General features: G+C 38.4%; 24 protein-coding genes and 1 tRNA gene. 22 read left to right on the forward strand and 3 right to left on the reverse strand.

The features are described 5' to 3' along the window. Positions 1-58 precede the first annotated feature (58 nt). From TH67_RS05545 to efp, 4 genes are read left to right on the forward strand one after another with little or no spacing between them, the layout of a single operon-like run. On the forward strand, positions 59-1,735 hold the full coding sequence (locus TH67_RS05545; protein ID WP_072594724.1) for a 30S ribosomal protein S1: 1,677 nt from the start codon (positions 59-61) through the stop codon (positions 1,733-1,735). Between the two features lie 59 nt (positions 1,736-1,794). Then, a complete protein-coding gene (locus tag TH67_RS05550; RefSeq protein ID WP_257638045.1) occupies positions 1,795-2,223 on the forward strand; it encodes a hypothetical protein in 429 nt (142 codons plus the stop codon). Next, positions 2,217-3,797 carry a phosphoglycerate dehydrogenase gene (serA, locus tag TH67_RS05555; RefSeq protein WP_257638060.1) on the forward strand — a complete coding sequence of 527 codons (1,581 nt, stop codon included), beginning with the start codon at positions 2,217-2,219 and terminating at the stop codon, positions 3,795-3,797. Before TH67_RS05550 ends, serA begins: the two co-directional genes overlap by 7 nt. Positions 3,798-3,816: 19 nt before the next feature. Beyond that, complete coding sequence (gene efp / locus TH67_RS05560) at positions 3,817-4,383, forward strand: elongation factor P (protein WP_021090997.1); 567 nt, start codon at positions 3,817-3,819, stop codon at positions 4,381-4,383. Between the two features lie 343 nt (positions 4,384-4,726). Here the strand turns inward: efp and TH67_RS05565 are convergent, their stop codons facing one another. Beyond that, complete coding sequence (locus TH67_RS05565) at positions 4,727-4,984, reverse strand: SelT/SelW/SelH family (seleno)protein (RefSeq protein WP_257638046.1); 258 nt, start codon at positions 4,982-4,984, stop codon at positions 4,727-4,729. An 84-nt stretch (positions 4,985-5,068) separates the two neighbouring features. Between TH67_RS05565 and TH67_RS05570 the strand changes: the two genes are divergently transcribed. The 3 genes from TH67_RS05570 (at position 5,069) to TH67_RS05580 (ending at position 6,963) form a co-directional block, all read left to right on the forward strand. Continuing rightward, positions 5,069-5,620 carry a DJ-1 family glyoxalase III gene (locus TH67_RS05570; protein ID WP_072594727.1) on the forward strand — a complete coding sequence of 184 codons (552 nt, stop codon included), beginning with the start codon at positions 5,069-5,071 and terminating at the stop codon, positions 5,618-5,620. Positions 5,621-5,843: 223 nt separating this feature from the next. After that, on the forward strand, positions 5,844-6,089 hold the full coding sequence (locus TH67_RS05575; protein WP_072594728.1) for an RNA recognition motif domain-containing protein: 246 nt from the start codon (positions 5,844-5,846) through the stop codon (positions 6,087-6,089). Further along, entirely contained in the window at positions 6,067-6,963 is an 897-nt protein-coding gene (locus TH67_RS05580; RefSeq protein ID WP_072594729.1) for a glutamate--tRNA ligase family protein, read from the forward strand. Before TH67_RS05575 ends, TH67_RS05580 begins: the two co-directional genes overlap by 23 nt. Positions 6,964-7,011: 48 nt before the next feature. Here TH67_RS05580 and sppA read toward each other — a convergent pair whose 3' ends face one another. Both sppA and mqnF read right to left on the reverse strand, forming a co-directional pair. Further along, positions 7,012-7,875: a signal peptide peptidase SppA gene (gene sppA / locus TH67_RS05585; protein ID WP_072594730.1), complete on the reverse strand. Its 864-nt coding sequence runs from the start codon at positions 7,873-7,875 to the stop codon at positions 7,012-7,014. Further along, a complete protein-coding gene (gene mqnF, locus TH67_RS05590) occupies positions 7,863-9,080 on the reverse strand; it encodes an aminofutalosine deaminase family hydrolase (protein ID WP_072594731.1) in 1,218 nt (405 codons plus the stop codon). The genes sppA and mqnF overlap by 13 nt, the downstream gene beginning before the upstream one ends. A gap of 85 nt (positions 9,081-9,165) precedes the next feature. Here mqnF and aroQ point away from each other — a divergent pair, with 85 nt between their 5' ends. The 15 genes from aroQ (at position 9,166) to TH67_RS10810 (ending at position 23,004) form a co-directional block, all read left to right on the forward strand. Beyond that, complete coding sequence (aroQ, locus tag TH67_RS05595) at positions 9,166-9,645, forward strand: type II 3-dehydroquinate dehydratase (protein WP_072594732.1); 480 nt, start codon at positions 9,166-9,168, stop codon at positions 9,643-9,645. After that, a complete protein-coding gene (locus tag TH67_RS05600; RefSeq protein ID WP_072594733.1) occupies positions 9,642-10,667 on the forward strand; it encodes a M24 family metallopeptidase in 1,026 nt (341 codons plus the stop codon). Before aroQ ends, TH67_RS05600 begins: the two co-directional genes overlap by 4 nt. Further along, a complete protein-coding gene (gene folK, locus TH67_RS05605) occupies positions 10,664-11,140 on the forward strand; it encodes a 2-amino-4-hydroxy-6-hydroxymethyldihydropteridine diphosphokinase (protein WP_072594734.1) in 477 nt (158 codons plus the stop codon). Before TH67_RS05600 ends, folK begins: the two co-directional genes overlap by 4 nt. A gap of 10 nt (positions 11,141-11,150) precedes the next feature. Then, on the forward strand, positions 11,151-12,518 hold the full coding sequence (flhF, locus tag TH67_RS05610) for a flagellar biosynthesis protein FlhF (RefSeq protein WP_072594735.1): 1,368 nt from the start codon (positions 11,151-11,153) through the stop codon (positions 12,516-12,518). Beyond that, positions 12,511-13,377: a P-loop NTPase gene (locus tag TH67_RS05615; RefSeq protein ID WP_021090665.1), complete on the forward strand. Its 867-nt coding sequence runs from the start codon at positions 12,511-12,513 to the stop codon at positions 13,375-13,377. Before flhF ends, TH67_RS05615 begins: the two co-directional genes overlap by 8 nt. 13 nt (positions 13,378-13,390) lie before the next feature. Further along, entirely contained in the window at positions 13,391-13,735 is a 345-nt protein-coding gene (locus tag TH67_RS05620) for a hypothetical protein (RefSeq protein ID WP_021090750.1), read from the forward strand. Continuing rightward, positions 13,707-14,411 carry an RNA polymerase sigma factor FliA gene (locus tag TH67_RS05625; protein WP_072594736.1) on the forward strand — a complete coding sequence of 235 codons (705 nt, stop codon included), beginning with the start codon at positions 13,707-13,709 and terminating at the stop codon, positions 14,409-14,411. Before TH67_RS05620 ends, TH67_RS05625 begins: the two co-directional genes overlap by 29 nt. Then, complete coding sequence (fliM, locus tag TH67_RS05630) at positions 14,411-15,514, forward strand: flagellar motor switch protein FliM (protein ID WP_054196277.1); 1,104 nt, start codon at positions 14,411-14,413, stop codon at positions 15,512-15,514. Before TH67_RS05625 ends, fliM begins: the two co-directional genes overlap by 1 nt. Continuing rightward, the gene (fliY, locus tag TH67_RS05635) at positions 15,504-16,352 is read left to right on the forward strand and encodes a flagellar motor switch protein FliY (protein WP_072594737.1); all 849 of its coding nucleotides are present in this window, start codon (positions 15,504-15,506) and stop codon (positions 16,350-16,352) included. Before fliM ends, fliY begins: the two co-directional genes overlap by 11 nt. After that, positions 16,352-16,945 (forward strand): LOG family protein, encoded by a 594-nt coding sequence (locus tag TH67_RS05640; protein WP_072594738.1) that lies wholly within the window; start codon positions 16,352-16,354, stop codon positions 16,943-16,945. The genes fliY and TH67_RS05640 overlap by 1 nt, the downstream gene beginning before the upstream one ends. 48 nt (positions 16,946-16,993) lie before the next feature. After that, complete coding sequence (gene mnmA / locus TH67_RS05645; protein WP_021090839.1) at positions 16,994-18,016, forward strand: tRNA 2-thiouridine(34) synthase MnmA; 1,023 nt, start codon at positions 16,994-16,996, stop codon at positions 18,014-18,016. A 112-nt stretch (positions 18,017-18,128) separates the two neighbouring features. Next, positions 18,129-18,203 (forward strand) — tRNA-Asn (locus tag TH67_RS05650). 333 nt (positions 18,204-18,536) lie between these two features. Beyond that, positions 18,537-18,803, forward strand: a complete 267-nt coding sequence (locus TH67_RS05655) for a helix-turn-helix transcriptional regulator (protein WP_072594739.1) — start codon at positions 18,537-18,539, stop codon at positions 18,801-18,803. Between the two features lie 34 nt (positions 18,804-18,837). Continuing rightward, positions 18,838-20,502 (forward strand): hypothetical protein, encoded by a 1,665-nt coding sequence (locus TH67_RS05660; RefSeq protein ID WP_072594740.1) that lies wholly within the window; start codon positions 18,838-18,840, stop codon positions 20,500-20,502. A gap of 258 nt (positions 20,503-20,760) precedes the next feature. Beyond that, positions 20,761-23,004 carry a molybdopterin oxidoreductase family protein gene (locus tag TH67_RS10810; RefSeq protein WP_374057349.1) on the forward strand — a complete coding sequence of 748 codons (2,244 nt, stop codon included), beginning with the start codon at positions 20,761-20,763 and terminating at the stop codon, positions 23,002-23,004. Positions 23,005-23,204 lie beyond the last annotated feature (200 nt).

A 23,204-nucleotide genomic window follows, 5' to 3' on the forward strand; every position in this document is an offset into this window, starting at 1 on the left:
AATTAACTATAATAAGCCAATTTGCCTCTACTGGCATAATAAAATTTAAAGGATCAAGATGGCTGTGAACAAAAGTGTTCAATTAGGAAAAGCAAAAGACGAAGATATCGAAGATATCGATTTTGCTGCGATGTTAGAGGAGTCTTTTAAAAAGACTGAAGAAGATAGTGACGCAAAGATCGTCAGTATCAATGGTGATGAGGTTTTAATAGACGTTGGCAAGAAATCAGAAGGTATTTTAAATGTTTCTGAGATCACTGATGCAAACGGCAACCTGACACATAAAGTTGGCGATACGATCAAAGTTGTAATAACTGGATCAAGAAATGGAAGACCTATAGTGTCGCACAAAAAAGCACTTAGAAAAGAGAAAGTTAAAGCTTTCATCGAAGCTTACGATCCTGAAAATTCTGGCGAAATCGAAGTAAAAGTAGTTGGAAAAAATAAAGGTGGCTTTATAACTCAAGATGTAAATGGGGTGGAATTTTTCTTACCAAAAACTCACAGTGGCTTTAAAAATGCTGAAGGAGTAATTGGTAAGACATATAAAGTAAGAGTTGTAAAAATTGATAAAGAAGAGAATAGCATTGTTGTCTCAAGAAAGAAAATTTTAGATGATGATCGCAAAAAACGTAAAGAAGCTCTATCAAGCATAGTAGAAAATGATAGCGTTATAGAGGGTACAGTTAAGAAAATCACAACTTATGGTATGTTTGTTGATGTTGGCGGTGTAGACGGACTCGTTCACTACAGCGAGATAAGCTATAAAGGCCCAGTAAACCCTAGCTCACTATATAAAGAAGGCGATAAAGTTTTAGTTAAAGTTATCAGCTATGACAACGAAAAACGCCACTTGTCTTTATCTATCAAGGCAGCTACTCCAGATCCTTGGGAAGAGATCATAAATGATGGACTAGAGGTTGGTGATACTATCAAAGTTACAGTTAGCAATATCGAGCCTTACGGCGCATTTGTTGATCTTGGAAATGATATTGAAGGATTTTTGCATATATCTGAAATTTCATGGGACAAAAATATCAAAAATCCAAAAGATCACATCAATGAAGGTCAAGAGATTGATGTTGAGGTTATCGAGATAGATGCAAAAGGACACCGCCTAAGAGTAAGCCTTAAAAATTTACTTCCAAAGCCATTTGATGAGTTTAAAGCTAAATTTAAAGAGGGTGACGTAGTAAAAGGCGTTGTGACAACTATCACAAATTTTGGTGCATTTGTTAGAGTGGGTTGCGTTGAAGGCTTATTGCACAATGAAGATGCATCTTGGGATAGAAACGATAAATGCAAAGACATGTTTAAAGCTGGCGACGAGCTTGAAGTAAAAATCATCAAAATTGATAGCGCTGAACAAAAAGTTTCACTCAGCCTAAAAGATCTAAAACAAAGTCCAGTTCAAGCATTTGCTGATAAATTTAATGTAGGCGATATCGTAAAAGGAACAATTCGCGACATTAAAGACTTTGGCGTGTTTGTAGAGCTTGGTGATAACGTTGATGCGTTGATCCGCAAAGAAGATCTAGGTAGTGTAGATGTTAGTACACTTAAGATCGGCGATGAGATCGAAGCAGCTATCGCATTTATCGATGAGAAGAAAAATAGAATTCGCCTAAGCATACGCCGTTTAGCAAAACAAAAAGAGCGTGAAGTGTTAAATGAGATCAATGATAATGATGATAAAGTAACACTCGGCGATATTATAAAAGAACAATTACTTTAGTTTAAATGGGCAGACGCGTACTTTTATTAGTAGTTGTCCTGCTATTTGTAATATTGGGTTTGGTTGGAATTTCTCTTGTTAAATTTGCAAGTGTAAATTTCAGCCAGATATATGAAGAAAATATCACAAATGAGCAAACTTTAACCAAAAATACGACCAGCAATACCAACTGGATGAGTGAGCTAGCAACTATTAGAAAAAGAGATTATGTGCTGCCTGTAAATGAAATTTTTATAGAATACAACCGACCCAAAATAGAAAAACCAAAGATTACTGCATATGAGCTTTTGATAGATAAAAATGATATCTATTCAATGTTTTGTTTGATGCAGACTTTAAGAAAAAGCGAGGTCGATTTTACTGTTGTAAAAGATGGTGCAAAAAGCCAGATATTTTTAAATACTCAAGACTCTAAACTTCTACAAAATATCATTTTAGAACTAAGAGTTTATGATATCCACTCAAGTGTGAGAGAGGTAAAATTATGAAAACTATCATTGTTTGCGATGCGATACATTCAGTAGGTTTTGAACTTTTAAAAAAAGAGCAAGATATAAATGTAATAGACGCAGTTAATACGCCCAAAGATGAACTTTTAAAAATTTTAGGCGAGGCTGATGTTGCTATAACAAGAAGCTCAACTGAAGTAAACGAGGCCTTTTTAAACGCTGGTAAAAAACTAAAAGCTATTGTTAGAGCTGGTGTTGGTGTAGATAATGTTGATATAGAAGGGTGCTCAAGGCGTGGCATAATAGCTATGAACGTTCCAACTGCAAACACTATTGCTGCAGTTGAGCTAACAATGGCGCATATGCTAGCTTCAGCTAGATCTCTTGAATACGCTCATAATGATCTAAAGCTAGATAGAATCTGGAAGCGTGAGAAATGGTATGGGGTTGAGCTTTTTAAGAAAAAGCTTGGTGTGATCGGCTTTGGCAATATTGGCTCGAGAGTAGCTGTTCGTGCAAAAGCTTTTGGTATGGAGATCATCGCTTATGATCCATATATTGACCCATCTAAAGTTATCGACATGGGCGGTACTTATACTAAAAATTTTGATGATATTTTAGCATGTGATTTTATCACGATACATACACCAAAGACTAAAGAGACAACTGATATGATCGGCGCCAAAGAGATCGCAAAAATGAAGGATGGCGTAAGACTTATAAACTGTGCCAGAGGCGGTCTTTATAACGAAGAAGCGCTTTATGAAGGACTAAAAAGTGGCAAGATAGCATTTGCCGGTATTGATGTTTTTACAAAAGAGCCAGCAACTGATCATCCACTTCTTGATCTAAATAATGTAAGTGTCACCCCACACCTTGGAGCAAATACGCTTGAGTCACAGCGAAATATCGCAGTAGAGGCAGTCGAGCAAGCTATTTTAGCAGCTCGCGGCATAAGCTATCCAAATGCGTTAAATTTACCTATAAAAACAGAAGATCTACCGCCATTTGTTGAGCCTTATATCGATCTTACAAGCAAGATGGCATTTCTTGCTGCACAGATAAATAAAAGCGTTATCAAGGCCATTCGTATCGAGACTCACGGTCAGATTAGCGAATATGCAAATTCAATGCTAACTTTTGCAATCGTAGGTGCTTTAAAAGAGAGTCTTGGTGAAACGATAAATTATGTAAATGCTAAATTTTTATGCGATGAAAAAGGTATAGTGACCGAAACTAGTCTTGGCGGAGATAGTATTTTTAAAAATAAAATTACCGTTCGCTTAACTACCGAAAATGGCATTGTAACCGTAGGTGGAACGGTATTTGGTGAAAATCAGCAACGCATCGTAACGATAAATGGATTTAAGACCGACTTTAAGCCAAAAGGTAAGATGATCATCTTTAAAAACCATGATGTGCCAGGCGTTATTGCTCAGATTAGTAAAATTTTAGCTGATGAAAAGATCAATATCGCAGACTTCCGTCTTGGCAGAGATGATCACAATATGGCACTTGCTGTCATTTTGGTTGATGAACATATAAAAGCAGAAACGTTAGAGAGACTAAACGCACTTGAAGCTTGCGTTTGGGCTCAATACGCAGTTATATAAAATTTTGAAAGGATAAAAAATGGCTTCATATTCAATGGGCGATCTAAAAAAGGGACTAAAGATCGAGATCGATGGCGTTCCTTATAAAATCGTAGAATATCAACACGTTAAACCGGGCAAAGGTGCAGCTTTTGTTCGTGCGAAAATCAAATCTTTTATCGACGGAAAAGTGCTTGAAAAGACTTTTCACGCAGGCGATAAATGCGAGCAACCACATCTTGAAGAAAAAGAGATGCAGTATCTTTATGATGATGGTGAGTATTGCCAGTTTATGGATACTGTTACTTATGAACAAGTTGCTATTAGCGATGAGGATGTGGGTGATGTTAAAAAATGGATGATCGATGGCATGATGGTTGAAATTTTATTTCACAATGGCAATGCGATCGGCGTTGAAGTGCCACAAGTAGTTGAGCTAAAGATAGTTGAGACTCCACCAAATTTCAAGGGCGACACACAAGGCGGTAAAAAGCCAGCTACTCTTGAGAGTGGTGCGGTAGTTCAGATACCATTTCACGTACTTGAGGGCGAGGTTATCCGTGTGGATACTGTTCGCGGCGAGTATATCGAGCGTGCAAATAAATAAAGCAGCTTAATCTTTCTTACTAAATTTACGTTTAGTAATCCTAATGCTTAGCTAAAGTCACTATTTAAAAAGTATTGGCTTTAGCAAAAAACTTCATTTCTACATTGTAAAATTTCAAACAGTGTTAGCTTAGAATACACAAAATTTTTATATTTTATAAAAATCCAAATATAGTCAAACATCGGCTCGTAAAATCTTTAAAAATCAAAAAATATATAAAAAAATGAAAATTCTTAGCGAGATAAGTAAATGTTTTAACTATAAAATTTTTATATTAGGATAGTAGAACCGTAAGTCAAAAACAGTGGAAAAACGAGACGGTTTCCCGTCTCGGTAGCTAGCATTAAGCCGACTTTTCTTTGAGATATTTGTTTATAAGAGTTGTGATCTCTTCACCGTGAGGAAATCTCGCTTCATCATTTCCGATGCGATCTTTCTTAGAAAATATAACATCTCCATTAACCTCGACGATGAAATTTCCACCATCACCTATAACCTTTTCGACTCTTGCATCACTAAAGTTCGCTTTTATTTCATCTTCTACACGAGAAGCTACCGGACGATAGTTTCAAGAGTTGCAGTAAATAATTTTTACTTGCATGCTCTGTCCTTTCTTGTGAAATAAGCCAATATTATATAAAATTTTACTTAACAAATAAAACATATTATTGTAAAGGATAAATTTATGAAAAAAGTTGCTGTGATTTTAGCTGATGGATTTGAGGAGATAGAAGCACTAACTTCTGTTGATGTTTTACGTAGAGCTGGAGCGATAGCTTCTATTGTTGGGCTAAATGACGTAAACATCAAAGGATGTCACAATATAAGTGTAAAGGCTGATGTGACACTTCGCGAGATGAAGGAGCTAGACTACGATGCGATCGTCCTTCCTGGGGGACTTCCAGGAGCTAGCAATCTAGCAAACGATACAAGGCTCAAAGCAGTTTTGCAAAATTTTGATAAAAGCAATAAGCTTATTTGTGCCATTTGTGCTGCTCCTATGGTGCTTGAGAGCGCTGGTGTACTAAAAGATCATTTTGTTTGTTATCCAGGATTTGAAGAAAATGTAAGAAGTGATAAAAGGGGCTACGTGAGCGATAAAAACATGCTAAAAGATCAAAACATCATCACAGCAAAGGGTCCAGCTTTATCAATGGAATTTGCACTTTTTATAGTTAAAAATTTACTTGGCGATGAAGCGTATCTTAAAGTAAAGAATGATTTACTTTATAAATAGCTTATAAAGATAAAATAATTTTTTATTTAATTATTCTTTTTAAACTTAAGATTATATTTTGTTTAGTGATAGTTATAAAAGTTCTATATATACGAGCTTGTAGCTTTTAAGAATATTTTTCAAAAAAATATAATAAATTTTTGATTTTTTACATCTTTTTGACGAAAATTAGCTATTATCACATTAACCGAATAAATCGGTAATTTTTTTAAGGAACACTCCTGTGAATATTTATGTAGGAAATTTGTCGTATAGGACGACAGAGGCAGAATTAAAGGAAGCCTTTGCACAATTTGGTGAAGTAAGGCGAGCAAAAATAGTAAAAGATAGAGAAACTGATCGCTCAAAGGGCTTTGGCTTTGTTGAAATGGACGATGCAAATGAGGGACAAAAGGCTATAGACGCGCTAAATGAAAAAGAACTAGGCGGACGTACTTTAAGGGTAAATGAGGCTAGACCAAAAGATTAATGACTATTTGCCACCAAATGGTGGCATAGCGTCCCGCATAGCTCCTACCCCTAGTGGGTTTTTGCATGCTGGCAATGCTTATAACTTCATCCTAACTTATCTTTTGATACGTTCGGCAAGTGGCGTTTTGCACTTACGTATCGATGATTATGATCTTAGTAGATACCGGCAAGAATTTGTTCAAAATATCTTTGATGTTTTAGATTTTTTGGAAATTGATTACGACAAAGGTCCAATTAATGTAAGTGACTTTGAACGTAATTTTAGCTTTAAAGTAAGAGCTAAAAGATACGAAGACGTACTTGAAAAACTAGATGAAATTTATATCTGCGAATGTTCTAGAACTACAAAGAATGCCTATGAAAATGGCATTTACACTAAAATTTGTAAAAATAAAAATCTAAAATTTATAAAAGACAAGACCGCCATTAGACTAAGCGTTGATGAGGGTGATCCTCTTGGTAAGCTTGTGGCAGAGCAAATGGGCGATTTTGTGATTTACAAAAAAGATTTTACTCCGGCTTACAACTTTGCAAGTATGATAGATGATGAAGATATGGGCATAAATTTGGTTATTAGAGGGGAAGACCTGATACCTTGCACGCTAGCTCAAAGATACCTTGCAAAAAGGCTAAATTTTAACTTTTATAATGCTAATTTTATTCATCATAAGCTACTTTTAAAAGATGGCAAAAAGCTCTCAAAAAGCTCAAAATCACCACCAATTAATCTAAAAGATAGCCCGCAAATTTATTATAAAATTTTAGCAAATGATCTTGGTTTAGATATAAAATCAGCAGACAAAATCCAAAATCTACTTTACGAGTTTAAGCTAAAAAATATAGCCAAAAAATTTTTGCAAAGTATGAGCTAAATTTATACTATATATGCAGTTTATCCCCGCCTTAATATTTTGCTTTGATTATTTGAGCTTTGTCTCAAAAAATGCACTAAAAAGCGAGTTTATGCCTTGCTTTGTAAATTTCTCCATTATCTTTTCAAATTGTGGTTTTTCTTGCCAAACTGGCTCATCTACGAGGCTCATTTTTGCTAGCTCATTTTGAGCGTCTATGTAACTACCAAGGCTATCAATTAACCCTATTTTTAGGGCATTGTGCGCCAAAAAGACCCTTGCGTTTGCCCACTCGTCTTTTTTCTTGATATCTAAATTTCTAGCCTCCGCCACGTCACTTACAAAGAGCATATAAGCGTCATTTACGAGCCCTTGTAAGCTCTCACGCTCTTGCTTGCTCCAGCTTCTCATAAAGGTACCAGCCTCTTTAAACTCGCCAGCCTTCACTACTTGCTCACTCACGCCTAAAGTTTTGGCTAAATTTTCGATGTTTGCCCCTTGCATGATGACGCCTATCGAGCCGATGAAAGCACCTGGGTTTGCTATGATAGTATCAGCATTTACGCCAGCGTAGTAGCTGCCACTTGCCATGTTGCCAGCTGCGTATACGAGTACTTTTTTGCTCTCTTTTAGTCGCTTGACCGCCATGGCGAGCTCCACGCTAGGACTTAGCGCGCCGCCTGGGCTGTCGATGTAGAGTAGCACGCCTTTGATGTTACTATCAAGCCTTGCTTTTTCGAGCGCTTCTAAAATTTCGCTTGTGTCCATTATCGTGTCGGTGATGTCTATGCGGGCTAAATTTGGCTCTTTCATCTTGCTATCTGGCGCGAAAATAAAAAATAAGAACAGCAAAAATATGAGCGCCTTAAAGTAGTTATTGATAAATTTAAAAATTCCCAAGAATCCTTTAAAAATAAGCCTTAAAATTTGCAAATTTTGCCTCCGATATATAGTTTTTTGGCTTCATTTGTGTGAAGTATGAGCTGCAAAATTAGCTCGCTGTCATCGCACTCTAGGTCGCTATAGACGGCAAGATCAGCCGCGCGTCCTGCCTTTATCTCACCGTTATTTGTCCTAAGTGCCTTTGCACCTCCGTGCGTTGCAGCGACAAAAAGCCTAGTGGCAAGCTCGTTTAGATCAAGGCTAGCGTGGGTAAATAGGGCAGCTCTTAGTTCATGCCAAAAATTTAGGCTGATATTTGAGCTAAGGCCGTCTGTGCCGATGTTTAGACTGACGTTGTTTTTGAAAATTTCTTTTAAATTTAGCGCCTTTTTGCCAAGTAGCCTATTTGAAACGGCGCAGTGTGTCACGCTGTGGTGAGGCTTAAATTTAGCAAAATCACTCACATAAACGCAGTGCGTAAATAGAGTATTTATCTCACGAAACATCGCAAAGTAGCCCTGCGCATCATACATCGGCTTTGGATCTTGGCTAAATCTTAAAAGATGCTTTTTAAAGCCACCGCTGCCGTGCTCTAGCCACTGCTTTTCAGCCTTGCTCTCTAAAAAGTGCGTGCTTACAAGAAGATCATCTTTTTTAGCTATCTCAAGGGCGGCTTTGGCGAGCTTTGGATGCACGGAGTAGGGCGAGTGCAGCGAGATGGCTGGGGTGAAATTTTGGCTTTTATAGCCCTTTGTTTTTTCAAATTTAGCTAAGAAATTTTGCAAATTTTGCTGAGCCATCTGCTCATTTGAGCCTAAAATTTCACTAAAAAGTACGACTTTTAGAGGGCTAGCGGCTAAAATTTCAAGCTCAGAGCCAAAGCTAGAGATCTCGCCAATGGTGCAAATTCCGCTTTTTAGCATCGAATTTATAGCTTCATTCATCGCCTTTTTAGCATCCATCCTAGCTAGCTCGCTCCCTTTATCGATGATGGAGCCAAGCCATTTTATGAAGTCGCCGTATTTTAGGGTACTGACGTTTGAACTAAATTCCAAATGAACGTGTGTATTTACAAAGGCTGGGGCAACCACGCTATCACTAAAGTCGCAAATTTTAGCCTCTTTAAATTTTTCAACCGCTGCTTTTTCGCTTAAAATTTCTAAAATTTTATCATCATCAATAACGACACAAGAATTTCTTAAAATTTTTGGATTTTCTCCGCCAGTGATGATCTTTTTTGCTTTTAAAATTTCCACATTTGAGCCTTAAATTTTTGTTATTGTAGCGAAAATTTAGGAACGAAAATGTATAATTTGGGCTATTTAATCAAAAAGGAGTGACATGGATAAGAAGCTAAAAATAATGGTTATCCAAGGCCCAAATATCAACATGCTTGGCGCTAGAGAGCCAGGAATTTACGGCGTTATGAAGATGGAGGATATCCACTCTCAAATGAAGATCGTTGCCGATCAAAATGACGTTGAGATCGAGTTTTTTCAAAGCAACCTTGAGGGCGAGCTAGTCGATAAGATCCAAGAGTGCTTGGGCGATGCTGATGGCATCATCATAAACCCAGCTGCTTACACTCACACATCTATCGCTATCCGTGATGCGCTAAGTGCGGTTGCACTGCCAGTTATCGAGGTGCATATCAGCAATGTTTATAGAAGAGAAGAGTTCCGCCACAAAAGCCTAATTGCACCAGTTGCAGCAGGCCAGATCGTGGGCTTTGGACCAGTTGGCTATCATTTGGCGATGATAGGCATGCTTCAAATTTTTGAGCAAATCAAAGCAGTAAGAGCAAATCAAAAATCACAATGAATTTCATCTTAAAGGACGAAAACGCCGTATTTTACGAGTGTGGCTACAGCTGCGACAATGAGTTTTTGCTATGCCTTGATGGCGTGAAATACTTTTTCACGGATGCGAGGTATTATTTCGAGGCAAAAAGCTACGTAAATGCAGGCGTAGTCGTTCTTTTAGCGCAGAGAAATTTAATAAGCGAGGTTAGGGCATTTTTAAGAAAGATGAAGCCAAATAGCCTTGTTTTTAACCCTGATGAGCTAAGCTTAAGTGAATTTAACGCACTTAGCAAAGGCTTTAAGATAAATTTCAAACCAAAGGCAAATTTCTCTAGGCTAAAGAGAATTTGCAAGAGTGAAGATGAGATAAAAATTTTAAAAAAAGCTAGTGAATTTGGGGCGAAATGTTTTGATGAATTTGCTAAATTTGTGCGTGAAAATGGCGAAGGAATGAGTGAAAAAGAGCTTCATTTTAACGCCTCGCTCATTTTTAGGCAAAAAAACGAGTTAGGTCTTAGCTTTGATCCGATCGTGGCGATAAACGAAAACGCCGCAAAGGCACATGCGCTGCCTGGTGATAAAATTTTAAAAAAGGGCGATTTATTGCTACTTGATGCTGGAGTTAAATTTAAGCGTTACTGCTCTGATCGCACCAGAACTGCTTGCTTTGATGAAAATTTTAACTTCTCAAAGGAGCAAAAATTTAAAAACGCAAAGATGCAAGAGATTTATGAGATCGTAAAAGAGGCTCAGGCTGCTGCGATAAAGGTCGCAAGAGCTGGCGTTATGGCGTGCGAGATAGACCTTGCAGCAAGGAACGTGATAGCAAAGGCTGGATATGAAAAAGCCTTTTTTCACTCGACAGGGCACGGCGTAGGTGTCGATATACACGAGCTTCCAGTCATCTCAGCAAGGAGCGAAACACTCATAAAAGAGGGTATGGTCTTTAGCGTGGAGCCTGGAATTTATCTAGAAAATGAATTTGGCGTGCGCATCGAGGACGTGGTTGTTGCAAGAGAAGGCGGATGCGAAATTTTATGAAGCTAGCTGGAGCAAGAAAGATCGTAAAAAGCCGTTTTTGCCCTAGTTTTTTTCATAAAAGAGATGAGTTTAAGTATGAGGCGTTAGTTGGCATGGGTGGCAACATCGGCGATAGCGCAAAGAGGTTTGATAAATTTATAAGAGCGGTTAGTGAAGATAGGCGTTTTCACGTAGTTGAAGTCTCGCCGATCCTTATAAATGCGGCGTTTGGTTATGAAGCGCAGGATGATTTTAGTAACGCTGTTATAAATTTACAAACCTCTATGAGCCCTAGAAATTTACTAAAAATTTTAGGGCATTATGAGAGTAAATTTAAGCGCGTGAGGACGTTTAAAAATGCGCCACGCACGCTTGATTTGGATATTTTGTATTTTAGTAAAAAAGTCTACAAGACGCCGCGCCTTATCGTCCCGCACCCAGGAGCTGATAAGAGGCTTAGCGTGATCGTACCACTAGGGCTTATGAGAGGTTAAAAGGATATAAATGGCTACAAAATTTCATACTTTTACAGGCGAGAGCACCATTGAGGCTTTGAAAAAGGCTCAAGAAACGTGCGGCGAAAAGGCCATATTAGTTACTACAAAACAAATTCAAGCCAAAACGATAAATAAAAAACCGATTTATGAAATTTTAGTAAGCGTCGAAGAAGACGACGTAAAGCAGCCTCCAAAACCAAATACAAAAGCCATAAATTACGAAAATGCCTACTCTAAATTTAATAAAAACTATGAGCCTGCTAAGCCAAAATTTGAGATAAAAGAGGAGCCTGCTAAATTTGAGGCAAAGACAACCTCGCCTGAGCCTTATGACCCAAATGAGAGCGTGCTTTTAAATATCTCAGCTGCTGCAAAAGAGATAAGCACGATCGCAAATGTAAATATCGATGACGTCAAAGATAAAGAGTCGAGCATACCAAATGGTATGAATAAAAAAATAGACGATGTGGCAAAGCAAGTAAGCGTGCTAAGTGAGAAAATAGGGCTGATAACTGACATGATCTGGGACGAGAAAGCACCAAATCGCAATAATCTTTCGATCCCACCTGAGTTTGCAAGTATCTATAAGCTTGCAAAACAAAGCGGCATGAAAGATGAGCATTTAGAGGCTATTATGCAAACGACGCTTGAAAATTTACCAGTTTCGATGAAGAGCAATCCAACTGCTGTAAAGAGATATTTCTACTCGCTTTTGCGAAATATGCTGCCATGCAGAAAAGAGCCAAACGATAAAAAACAACGTATTATGATGCTAGTTGGCCCAACTGGAGTTGGTAAGACTACGACTCTTGCAAAGCTAGCTGCTCGTTTTGCTTACGGCAATGAAAAACGCTATAAAACAGGCATCATCACGCTTGATACATATCGTATCGGAGCGGTTGAGCAGCTATTTCAATACGCTAAAATGATGAAGTTGCCTATTCTCGATGTTATCGAGATAGATGACTTTCAAAATGCTATCAAACAGCTTAATTATTGTGATGTGATACTTATTGATACGACTGGAAATTCGCAGTATGACAAAGAAAAGCTTGAAAGGCTTGATAAATTTTTAAAGCATAGCGGCGCAAAGATCGATGTAAATTTGGTCCTTTCGGCTGGCTCAAAGGTTGAAGATCTAATAGAAATTTATAATGGGTTTTCATTTTTGGATATTGACACGCTGATAATCACAAAATTTGATGAGACAAAAATTTTTGGCAATGTCTTTTCGCTGATATATGAGACAAATACGCCGGTTAGCTACTTTAGCGTGGGCCAAGAGGTGCCTGATGATCTTGTAGAGGCAAAGAGCGAATTTTTAGTAGAGTGCGTGTTTGACGGCTTTACAAAGCAAAAGGCTAGCGATGAATAATCAAGCACAAAAATTACAAAATTTAGTCCAGTCTCAAAGCAAGAGTAAAAATACACATTTTATTGCGATAACTAGCGGTAAAGGCGGTGTTGGTAAGAGTACGATAAGTGCAAATTTAGCAAATGTTTTATCAAAAAATGGCTACAAAGTAGGGCTATTTGACGCTGATATCGGCCTTGCAAACCTTGATGTCATCTTAAATGTAAAAATGGGTAAAAATTTACTTCACGTGCTAAAAGGCGAGTGCAGCCTAAAAGATATCTTGATACCTATAAATAAAAATTTGATCCTCATTCCTGGCGAAAGCGGTGATGAAATTTTGAAATTTAACAATCAATTTTTATTTGAGAGGTTTTTAGACGAGGCGAGCGAGCTTGATGAGCTTGATTTTTTGATCATTGACACCGGAGCTGGTATAGGCGGTAGTACACAGCTGTTTTTAGAAGCGGCTGATGAGGTTGTCGTGGTGACTGTGCCTGACCCTGCGGCGATAACTGATGCGTACGCTGTTATAAAGATCGTTTCAAGGTTTAAAAATAGTGAGCTTTTGCTTTTAAATATGGTAAAAAATGAAGCAGAAGCGACTAGAATTTATGAAAATATCAAACGTGTTGCTAATGCAAATATCGGGCCTAGCTTAAATTTAGAGCTTATAGGATTTGTGGCTTCTGATAAGAATGTTTCAAGAAGTATAAAACAACGAACGCTTTTTACAGACGACGCTGCTTATGCTGAGCCTAGCGCTCAGATAAAACAGATAGCTTCGAATTTACTTTATAGGTTGGAACGAAAAGTGCTTAACGATGAGCAAAGCAGGAGCTTTGGGGGCTTCTTTAAGCGTTTGATAGAACAATTTTGATGGAGATTGAGCTTTGCGTGCAGAAAATTTTATAGCATTTTTTACGGTTTGTGGTTTTTTTGTAGGTATAGTTTTTACCTTGCTAAAGGTGAGTGAGCCTATCGAAATGCTTGTTTATACACTAGTTATTACTTTGTTTTTTTATCTTATAATTCACATTGTTATCATGAACTACATCGATGTAAAAAGGGCTTTAACTAAAATTTTTGACAAACAAAAACACGAAGAGATCGCAGACTATCTCATCTCTGAGCTAAATACTAGAGAAAAGCGTATGGAAAATATAATGGTAAAAATGACTGCTGAAAATTTTGATTCTGGTAAACGAAATGCACGAGTTAAAGCAAAAGCAGCTTAACGCTTATAAAAACACTATAAAAAAGGAACAAGACGAAATCGTCTTAAAATATATGCCAGCACTGCGTGCAATGGCGTTTAGGCTTAAAGAGAGGCTACCATCAAGTATAGATACAAATGACCTAATAAGCATTGGCGTTGAAGAGATGATAAAACTTAGCAGGAAGTATGACAAGGAGCAAAATGACTCTTTTTGGGGATATGGCAAAAAGAGAATTTATGGCTCTATGCTTGATTATCTAAGGACGCTTGATGTTGTTAGCAGAAGCGATAGAAAGCTAGTAAAGAGCATAAATAGTGAGATAGATAATTATTTCAATGAGTACGAAGAAGAGCCAAGCGATGAGTATTTGGCCGAAAAGCTTAATGAAGATATTGAGAAGATAAGAGAGGCAAGAGGCGTTAGCGGTATTATCACTATTTTGCCAATAGATGAGCAAATGGAGCTAATTGGTCAAAATGATGTCGAGAAAAGCATTGAGAGAGAGGATCTCATTTTAAAAATAGAAGAAGCTTTAAAAGATTTTGACGAAAGAGATCAGATGTTGGTTCAGCTTTATTATTATGAAGAGCTAAATTTAAAAGAGATAAGCCAGATCATGAATATCAGCGAGAGTAGAATTTCACAAATTCATAAACGTTTGCTTGATCGTATCAGGCGTAGCTTGGGGGTTTAATGGCTGATATTTTAAGTCAAGAAGAGATAGACGCGCTACTTGAAGTTGTTGATGAAGACGGCGATACGAGTAATATCGAGGTCGAAGAGAGATCGCAAGGCGAACAAAAACAGATTATTATTTATGATTTTAAGCGTCCAAACCGCGTTAGTAAAGAGCAACTCCGTGCGATAAAAGGCATCCATGATAAGCTTGCTAGAAATTTAGCTAGTCAAATTTCTAGTGTTATGAGAAGTATCGTCGAGATCAGACTTCACAGTGTTGATCAGATGACTTATGGCGAATTTTTGATGAGTTTGCCAAGTCCAACTAGTTTCAACGTCTTTTCTATAAAGCCACTTGATGGAAACTGTGTTTTGGAGATAAATCCAAGCATTGCTTTTCCGATGATAGATCGTTTGCTTGGCGGAACTGGTGAAAATTTTGAAGCAAATAGAGAGCTAACCGACATCGAAGTAAATTTGCTTGATGCGGTGCTTAGAATGATCATGCAGCGTCTAAAAGAGAGCTGGTCGATGATAACTGATATGTATCCAAATGTGGAAGCTAAAGAGAGCAGTCCAAATGTCGTACAGATCGTCTCTCAAAACGAGATCGTCATCATGGTCGTTATGGAGATCATAGTTGGTGGCTCAAGCGGTATGATAAATTTATGCTATCCAGTCATCTACCTTGAGCCGATACTCTCACGCCTTGCAAACAGAGATATTATGCTTGGTGAAACGAGTGCAAAAAAAAGTAGAAACAAAGAGCTAAAAACACTTATCGGACGAGCAGAAATTTTATATGAAGCCATACTTGGCAAATCGATCATCAGCGTAAATGAGTTTTTAAATTTAAAAGAAGGCGATATTTTAAGGCTTGATAGAGGAGCTGATGATAAGGCGATCGTTTGTATCGATAAAAAAGAAGTTTTCTTAGCTGAAGTTGGGCTTCATAGATTTAGAAAATCTATAAGGATTGAGCAATTAATACGCTCTGATAAAGATGAGATCAAAAATATCTTAGAAAAATACGAAGAAGAGCGAAAAGCGAAGCTAATGGCGTATGAAGCTAATGAGCGCAAAATGGAAGAAGAAGAGGACGACGAAGATGATGAATGATTTTTTTAATATATTTTCTAATGAATTAAAAGCTACTATCGAAGGACTTACGGGCAGAGCTCCAGAGGTTGGTGAAAGAAATGAATTTGATGCACCAACGCAAAATGGCATAAAGCCGCCGGTAGTGATGGCCAATATCTCTTTGAGTGGCGACATCAATGCTAAAACAGAGATAGTATGCACTCCAGTTTTAATAAGTGCCATTAGCGAATGGATGATGGGCGAAGAGGAAATTTCAAAGAATGAAAATTTAGGCAGTGATGAGCTTGACGCTGCAAAAGAGATATTTTCAAATCTTTTTAGTGCCTTTAGTACATCTTTGGGTGCTCAAAAGGGTATGCCAAAGATAAATTTTGAAGTAATAAATGTAAATTTTTTAGATGAAAATTCTTCGCTTGATTTTAGTGTTTATGAAAAGCTATTTTTATTTAATGTAAAAATCGAAGATCTAAGCGAGCATATCGGTTTTGCTTGCGATCATTCGCTAATGAAATTTTTTGAGCCAACAAAGACCGAAGCACCAGCTGCACCAGCAAGCACTCCTCACGTAGCTAAGGGCGATTTTAGCGCTGAAGAGATGAGAAATATCGGGCTTATAATGGACGTTAGGCTGCCTATTCGTGTTCGTATCGGCTCAAAAAGAATGCTTTTAAAAGATGTGCTTACCATGGATATTGGCTCAGTTATCGAGTTAAATCAATTAGCAAACGATCCGCTTGAAATTTTGATCGGAGATAAGGTAATAGCCCTTGGCGAAGTTGTCATAATCGATGGAAATTTTGGCATCCAGATCACTCAGATAGGCTCAAAACGCGAGAGGCTTCAACAGTTAAAATAATGAATAATGAATTAGTTAGCGATCTTTTAAATTTTCCAAACGTCTTAAAATATAAAAATAAAAATGTTACCTTCTTTGGCTCGGCTAGATTTGATGAAGAAAATTTCTACTGCAAAAAGGCTTATGAACTAGCTTATAAGCTAAACGCGCTAGGGTATGCCATCTTAACTGGTGGTGGGGACGGCATAATGAGAGCTGCGAACAAGGGCGCATTTGACAGTGCAAAATCGCCAAGCATAGCCCTAAATGTGAGACTTCCGTTTGAACAAAATACAAACCCTTACGTCACGGCAAAATATCTCTTTTCAAATTTAAGCCCAAGAAAATTTGCACTCACCGATCGCTCAGTCGCATTTGTCGTCTTTCCGGGCGGCTTTGGTACTCTTGATGAACTTTTTGAAATTTTAGTACTTGCTCAAGTTGGTAGCAAAAAAGTAAAAATTTTTCTTTTTGGGAGTGAGTTTTGGCAAGGGCTTGATGAATTTATAAAAAATACGCTAGTTAGTCAAAAAACAATAAAAAAAGAAGATATAAATTTATACAAAATCACCGATGATTTAGAGCTTATTGCAAACGAAATTTTGGCTATTTAAAAATAAGATATAAAATATCCCCTTTTAAATTTCAAAGAGGTAAAAAATATGAAAGTAATGGTCGCAATGAGCGGTGGTGTAGATAGCACTATGACGGCTAAATTTCTGCAAGAAGCTGGTCATGAAGTGCAAGGTTGCTATATGATGCTACATCAAAAGCCAGGATATCACGAAGAAAATATCAGAAAAGTAAAAAAAGTAGGCGAGTATCTTGGCATAAAGGTACATATTTTGGATCTGCAGGATAAATTTAACGAGTTTGTCTATGATCCTTTTGTGAAGCTCTATAAAGAGGGCAAGACGCCAAATCCTTGTGCTTTGTGCAATAAATTTATAAAGCTTGGTGCGTTGCTTGATTTTGCAAAGGCAAATGGCTGTGAGAAGCTCGCTACTGGGCATTATGTGCAAGTTATTGATGGATTTATCACATGTGCAAAAGATCCTAGCAAGGATCAAAGCTACTTTTTAGCCCAAGTGCCAAAAGAGATATTAAAAGATGTTATTTTCCCGCTTGGGGATAAATTTAAAAAAGATATAAAAGAGCTTGCAAGAAGTGTAAAAGTGCTTGAAGAATTTGCTACGCAGGCAGAAAGTAGCGAAATTTGCTTTGTGGAAGATACCTATATCGAAGTTTTAAATAAGCATTACAATACAAATTTACCAGGAAATGTGGTTGATAAAGATGGCAAAATAATCGGCCGCCACCAAGGCTATATGCACTATACTATCGGTAAACGCCGTGGTTTTGAGGTTTTTGGTGCTCATGAGCCACATTTTGTTATAAAGATAAATGCCGATAAAAATGAGATCGTTGTGGGAACAAAAGATGACCTGGCTCAAAAAGTAGTCGAGCTTGAAAACGTAAATTTGTTTATAGATAAAGATAAATTTGATTGCGAAACCAAGATAAGATATAGAAGCCCTAAACTTGATGCTTTTGTTGAGGTTGATAAAGAGAATAAAACAGCAAAACTAACGCTAAATCAAAATGCACTTGGTGTGGCACAAGGCCAGCTTTGTGTTATGTATGATGGCGATAAGGTTATTGCAAGTGGATTTATAAAAGGCTAGTTGTAGCCTTTTATAAAAATTTATTGGGCTCTGTACAATTTTTTATAAATTAAGCTAAAATTTATTGACAAAACATATCTTTTCGTCTATAATACGAGCTCTTTTCAAGTGTTCCGGATTAGCTCAGCGGTAGAGTAGGTGACTGTTAATCACTTGGTCGCTGGTTCGAACCCAGCATCCGGAGCCATTTACTTATAAAAATCCCTTTTAAACCCCGATTTTACCGATGTTTTGAGAGCTTTAAGCTTTACTGGTTTTATTAAATTTGTTCCCTATTTGTTCCTAAATTTTTTTAATATTCCAATTTCTCACTATGTTTTCTAAGTCAATCTAAGATACCTTATTTTTGTTTTTAAAAACATGAAAATAATTTTTTACTCTCAACTGCTCTAAAATACCCTAAGGAACCATAGGGTATTAATTTTTTTCAAAAACTATCCAAAAACCGCTTAAAATGATAAAAGTAAATGAAAAGTACATATAATTAGTTATATAAGAATAAGCAGAAGGATAAAATGGGATGCTTAACGAACTATATAACGATGCAGAGTACAAAACGCTTCTTGAGCACATATCTAGTCAATATAAAGGAAAGGTGGTTTTAGACAGAAAGCAAACCGCAGCGGTTCTTGGTATTGGTATATCCACTCTTGATCTTCGTATATCGCAGGGTAGGGATATTCCTCGCTACATTAAAATGGGCGATGCGAAAAATTCTCGTATAGCTTTTGCGATCACTGATATTGCGGCTTATATTTTTCAAAAAAGGGTTAAAACATGCTCTTAATTCCTATAGTAGATAATAAAGAAAAGGACTAAAAATGAGTAATGCCCTTCAAATCGATGGACACAATGTGGTTCTTTGCGTTAGAAGCGAGTTTTTAACTTTAAGAAGGGCTATCGTACGATACGAGCACAATGTTAGAGAGGTCGAGCACGCCTCTAAGATCGGATATCTTAGAGGTAACAGCCGAAATAATAGATACATAGTGCTTAGCGAGTATAATGACAACGGCCACATGCGAGAGATCGCAGCCGGAGATAAAGAATTTAGCGATAAGAAATATATAAAAGCGCTTTTGAGAAAATATTACGAAAAGATGAAAGCCGACTACGAAGCCCAATCAAAAACCTATAAAAACGGCAAGGTAGTAAAGAATCGTTGGCGAGAAAACATGGTAGGATTTTCAGAGGTAGTTATTAGCTTTGGTACTCAAAGACCAAAAGAACCCAAAGAAGGTTTAAGCCAAATCGAGACAAATTTTATCAACGCCCAGGTTTCGCTTGATAGAGTTAGAAGATTCGCAAACGATTATTGCGCTAAATATGGCGTTAAATGCCTGCTAATCGCTGAGCATAACGACGAAAAGACCAAGCATTATCAGCTTATTTTTACGAATTATCAATTTGAAAATCACAAAAACCTTAGGTTTAACGGCAAGGGCGAAACGAAAGACTTTGGTAGAAGTATGCAGGAAATGGGAGGGGCGGCGTTTGAAGGCGTAGCAATGCGTGGCGAAATCGGCAGTAAGGCAAGACATAAAAATTTAAAGCAAATGCACAAAACAGAAAAAGAATATAGCGACGAGCAAAAGCTAAAAAAGAAAATAAAGCAACTCGTAATTAAGCAAGCAAAGAAGTATATAAAAAAAGAAAAACCTATATTCGGTAAAGAATATTTTAGAATAGAAACCGAGGACGACAAAGCTTTTGTAGAAGATCTTGCAAATTTGGTATTAGAGCAAATGCAAAATAAGATAAGTATAATTACCGACGGCAAACTAAAACAAACGGTCGAGGAATTAACCAAGCAACTTTTAAATAAAGGCGAGATAATATCAAAAAATAATAAACTAGAGCAATCTAATGAAGAGCTAGTCCGAGAGAATAAAAAGCTAAAAGAGCTAAACGCAAATCTAAACAACCAAGACGAAATTAATTTACAAATAAGCAACCTCTCGGCCGAGCTAATCCAAAAATATAACGAAAACATTAAACTGCAAAATCAAATAAAAAGCTTTGAAGCAGATAAAGAAAAAATAGACGAATTAAAACAAAAAGCAAGTCAAAGCGACATACTAAAAAGCGAGCTTGAAAGAGCCAACGAAGAGCTAAAAAACAAAGAAGGAGTAAACCGATACTTAAAAGAAAGAAACGAGGGGCTAGAAGCATCGCAAAGAAACGAAGAAGCTTTGAAAGAAGACAATGACAACAAACGAAACGAGATCGCTAAACTACAAACTTCTATAAATAGCAAAGATCAAAGAATATCCGAGCTGGAAGAAGAAGTAAAAGCTAAAGACGAAACGATAGAAAATTTACAGGATAAGTTATCTATATTAGAAAGCTTTAAAACGAAGGTTATTAATTTTATCTCAAAAATAAGCAATCTAATACCGAATTTTAGTAGGTTGCTGGATGATGAGTCGACGGAGATAAAAAATGAGATAAAAGGCAAGTATGATAGGAATGAGATGGGGATATAAGCAAGTTATCGGCAGTGAGAAATCTTTAATAGATTGTTATATAGTGGTACCGGTAGGACAAATTTTACCAAAATGACTAATATGTGATTTTACTTTCAAAATACGATTTTAAAGACAAATTTAGCCAAAAGAGTAATATGCTAAATTTGCATATTACTTAAATGATTCTTAATAAAATATATTAATTTTAAAACTAAATTTATATTTACCGTCGTATAATAATCTCATGAATTTCAGTAATACCAGAAAGGAGCAAAAATGGAAGAGATCGTAAAGACCACCTGTCCATATTGCGGTACGGGCTGCGGCATCGATCTTATCGTGCGAAACGGTAGAATCGTAGATGCCAAACCTAGCAAAGACCACCACGTAAACGACGGCGAGCTTTGCTTAAAAGGAATGTTCGGATGGGAGTTCGTAAACTCTCCTAAACGCTTAAGCCGACCGATGATGAGAAAGCTAAACGGCGTCTACGACAAGCACGGAGAGCTTGAAGAAGTGAGTTTTGAGGAGGTTTATGATTTCCTTGCGGATAAATTTAAATCCACCGTCGCAAAATACGGCCCAAGCTCGATCATGGGCTTTAGCTCTGCGCGCTCAAATAACGAAGACAACTACGTTTTCCAGAAATTTTTCCGCGCCCAGGGCAGCAACAACGTCGATCACTGCGCCCGTCTTTGACACGCTCCTACAGTGGCAGGTCTTGCCAGCACGCTAGGAAACGGAACGATGACGAACGATTTGGTCGAATTTGCGACTGACACGGACGTATTTTTACTCATCGGTACCAACACGAGCGAGTGCCACCCGATCATCGCTATGCAGATGCAGCGCGGTCTTCAGCGAGGCGCCAAGATGATCGTAGTAGATCCAAAGCGCACCGATATGGCTAAAAAAGCCGATATTTTCTTGCAAATCCCGATCGGAGCGAATATCAAAACGCTAAATACGATGATGCACGTAATCATAGCCGAAAATTTGCAAGACAGCGAATTTATCGAGAAGTACTCCGAGGGATTTGAATATCTAAAAGAAGCGGTTAAGGACTTTACGCCTGAGCGTTTCGAGCGCGAAACCGGCATAAAAAAAGAGCTCATCATAGAGGCAGCTAGAATGTATGCTAAAGCAGGCGCGGCGGCGATTTGCTACACGATGGGCATCACGCAGTTTAGCGACGGCACGTCAAACGTCTTTTCGCTATCAAATTTAGCCGTTTTAACGGGAAATTTAGGCAAAAAGGGTGCGGGCGTAAATCCTCTGCGCGGTCAAAACAACGTCCAAGGCGCATGCGACATGGGCGCGCTGCCTAACGTCATCCCGGCCGGCGCGGTAAACAGTCCTTACGCACAGGAGCAAGCGCGCAAAGTATGGCACTTTGAGCTAAATCCGGTTCCGGGCTTTAAGCTAACGCAAGCACCCGATAAAATGGATAGCGGCGAGCTAAAAGTCCTCTACGTCTACGGCGAAAACCCCGTAATGAGCGACCCTTGGACCGAGCACTTCGCCCACGCCGTGCATCATCTAGACTGCTTTATAGTACAGGATTTGTTTTTCACAGAAAGCGCGCACAAGGCCGACGTCGTATTACCTGCCGCTGGCTGGGGCGAAAAGGACGGAACCTTTATCAACACCTCTCGCCGCGTCCAACGCACGCGAAAGGCTAGCGAGCCCGTTAGCGGCGTGGAGCCTGATTGGAAGGTCGTTTGCAACATCGCAAACCGCATGGGGCTAGAGGGGTTTGATTTTGCGAGCCCTGAGCAAATTTGGAACGAGCTAAGGGAGCTTATGCCTAAATTTTTCGGCGGTATCAGCTACTATAGACTAGGCAAACTAGGCGGTATCAGCTGGCCGTGCCCCGACGAGGAGCATCCGGGTACGCCCGTGCTTTACGCAGATCATAAGTCCATGCTACCTGGCGGTAAATTCCGCTTCGCGCCGGTGCTTTACGTAGACGATAAAGAGGAGCGCGCTAAAGCCGAGGCCGAATTTAGAGCCAAGATGAATATCCCGGAGGGCTATCCGGTCGGTAGCGGCGCGCTTAGCGAAGTGCCCGACGAGGTATATCCGTGCCTATTTACGACCGGACGCAAGGTCTATCACTACCACACGGGCACGATGACCAGAGAGTGTCCGGCTCTTGAATACGGTGCTGGCATCGAGGGCGCGCTCATCGAGGTAAGTCCCGATATCGCTCGCGAGAGGGAGCTAGAGGAGGGCTGCTACGCGCTCGTACAAAACAAACGCGGCCAGATCGCCGCCAAACTGCGCGTAAATCCGGATCTAAAAGAAGGCACGATATTTACGACCTTCCACTATAGCGAGGCCGACGGTAACGAGCTAGCCAACGCCGGCGATCCCGATCCGCTCTCAGGCATCACGCCGCTAAAGATGACGATAGCAAACATCAGGCGTCTAAGCGAAGAGGAATTTATCAAATTTAGAGAGCAAAACGAGATGTCGATGCACTCGGCAAATCCGTATTTATCGCCTGTTAGAGCGTAAATTTAGGGCGGGAGACCGCCCTTTTTTCTGCTAAAATTTATCCATTTTTATTTTAAATTTACTAGTATTCAAATTTGACGAACTAACGATGTAAAATTTAATGAAGCTAAAGAAGTATGAGTCAAATTTAACGAACTATCCATGTAAAATTTAATGAAATCAAAGAAGTGTGAGTCAAATTTGACGCAGCCAAACCGTGT

The sequence above is a fragment of the Campylobacter concisus genome (genome assembly GCF_001891085.1).
In the GTDB taxonomy this organism is placed as follows: domain Bacteria; phylum Campylobacterota; class Campylobacteria; order Campylobacterales; family Campylobacteraceae; genus Campylobacter_A; species Campylobacter_A concisus_O.

Excerpts from the sequence above, each read along its gene's own strand:
- flhF (WP_072594735.1), top strand. The coding sequence starts at position 11,151 with ATGGCTACAAAATTTCATACTTTTACAGGCGAGAGCACCATTGAGGCT.
- TH67_RS05660 (WP_072594740.1), top strand. The coding sequence starts at position 18,838 with ATGAGTAATGCCCTTCAAATCGATGGACACAATGTGGTTCTTTGCGTT.
- TH67_RS05600 (WP_072594733.1), top strand. The coding sequence starts at position 9,642 with ATGAATTTCATCTTAAAGGACGAAAACGCCGTATTTTACGAGTGTGGC.
- TH67_RS05580 (WP_072594729.1), top strand. The coding sequence starts at position 6,067 with ATGAGGCTAGACCAAAAGATTAATGACTATTTGCCACCAAATGGTGGC.
- TH67_RS05545 (WP_072594724.1), top strand. The coding sequence starts at position 59 with ATGGCTGTGAACAAAAGTGTTCAATTAGGAAAAGCAAAAGACGAAGAT.
- TH67_RS05615 (WP_021090665.1), top strand. The coding sequence starts at position 12,511 with ATGAATAATCAAGCACAAAAATTACAAAATTTAGTCCAGTCTCAAAGC.
- folK (WP_072594734.1), top strand. The coding sequence starts at position 10,664 with ATGAAGCTAGCTGGAGCAAGAAAGATCGTAAAAAGCCGTTTTTGCCCT.
- efp (WP_021090997.1), top strand. The coding sequence starts at position 3,817 with ATGGCTTCATATTCAATGGGCGATCTAAAAAAGGGACTAAAGATCGAG.
- TH67_RS05625 (WP_072594736.1), top strand. The coding sequence starts at position 13,707 with ATGCACGAGTTAAAGCAAAAGCAGCTTAACGCTTATAAAAACACTATA.
- TH67_RS05655 (WP_072594739.1), top strand. The coding sequence starts at position 18,537 with ATGCTTAACGAACTATATAACGATGCAGAGTACAAAACGCTTCTTGAG.
- mnmA (WP_021090839.1), top strand. The coding sequence starts at position 16,994 with ATGAAAGTAATGGTCGCAATGAGCGGTGGTGTAGATAGCACTATGACG.
- TH67_RS05640 (WP_072594738.1), top strand. The coding sequence starts at position 16,352 with ATGAATAATGAATTAGTTAGCGATCTTTTAAATTTTCCAAACGTCTTA.
- aroQ (WP_072594732.1), top strand. The coding sequence starts at position 9,166 with ATGGATAAGAAGCTAAAAATAATGGTTATCCAAGGCCCAAATATCAAC.
- fliY (WP_072594737.1), top strand. The coding sequence starts at position 15,504 with ATGATGAATGATTTTTTTAATATATTTTCTAATGAATTAAAAGCTACT.
- fliM (WP_054196277.1), top strand. The coding sequence starts at position 14,411 with ATGGCTGATATTTTAAGTCAAGAAGAGATAGACGCGCTACTTGAAGTT.
- TH67_RS05570 (WP_072594727.1), top strand. The coding sequence starts at position 5,069 with ATGAAAAAAGTTGCTGTGATTTTAGCTGATGGATTTGAGGAGATAGAA.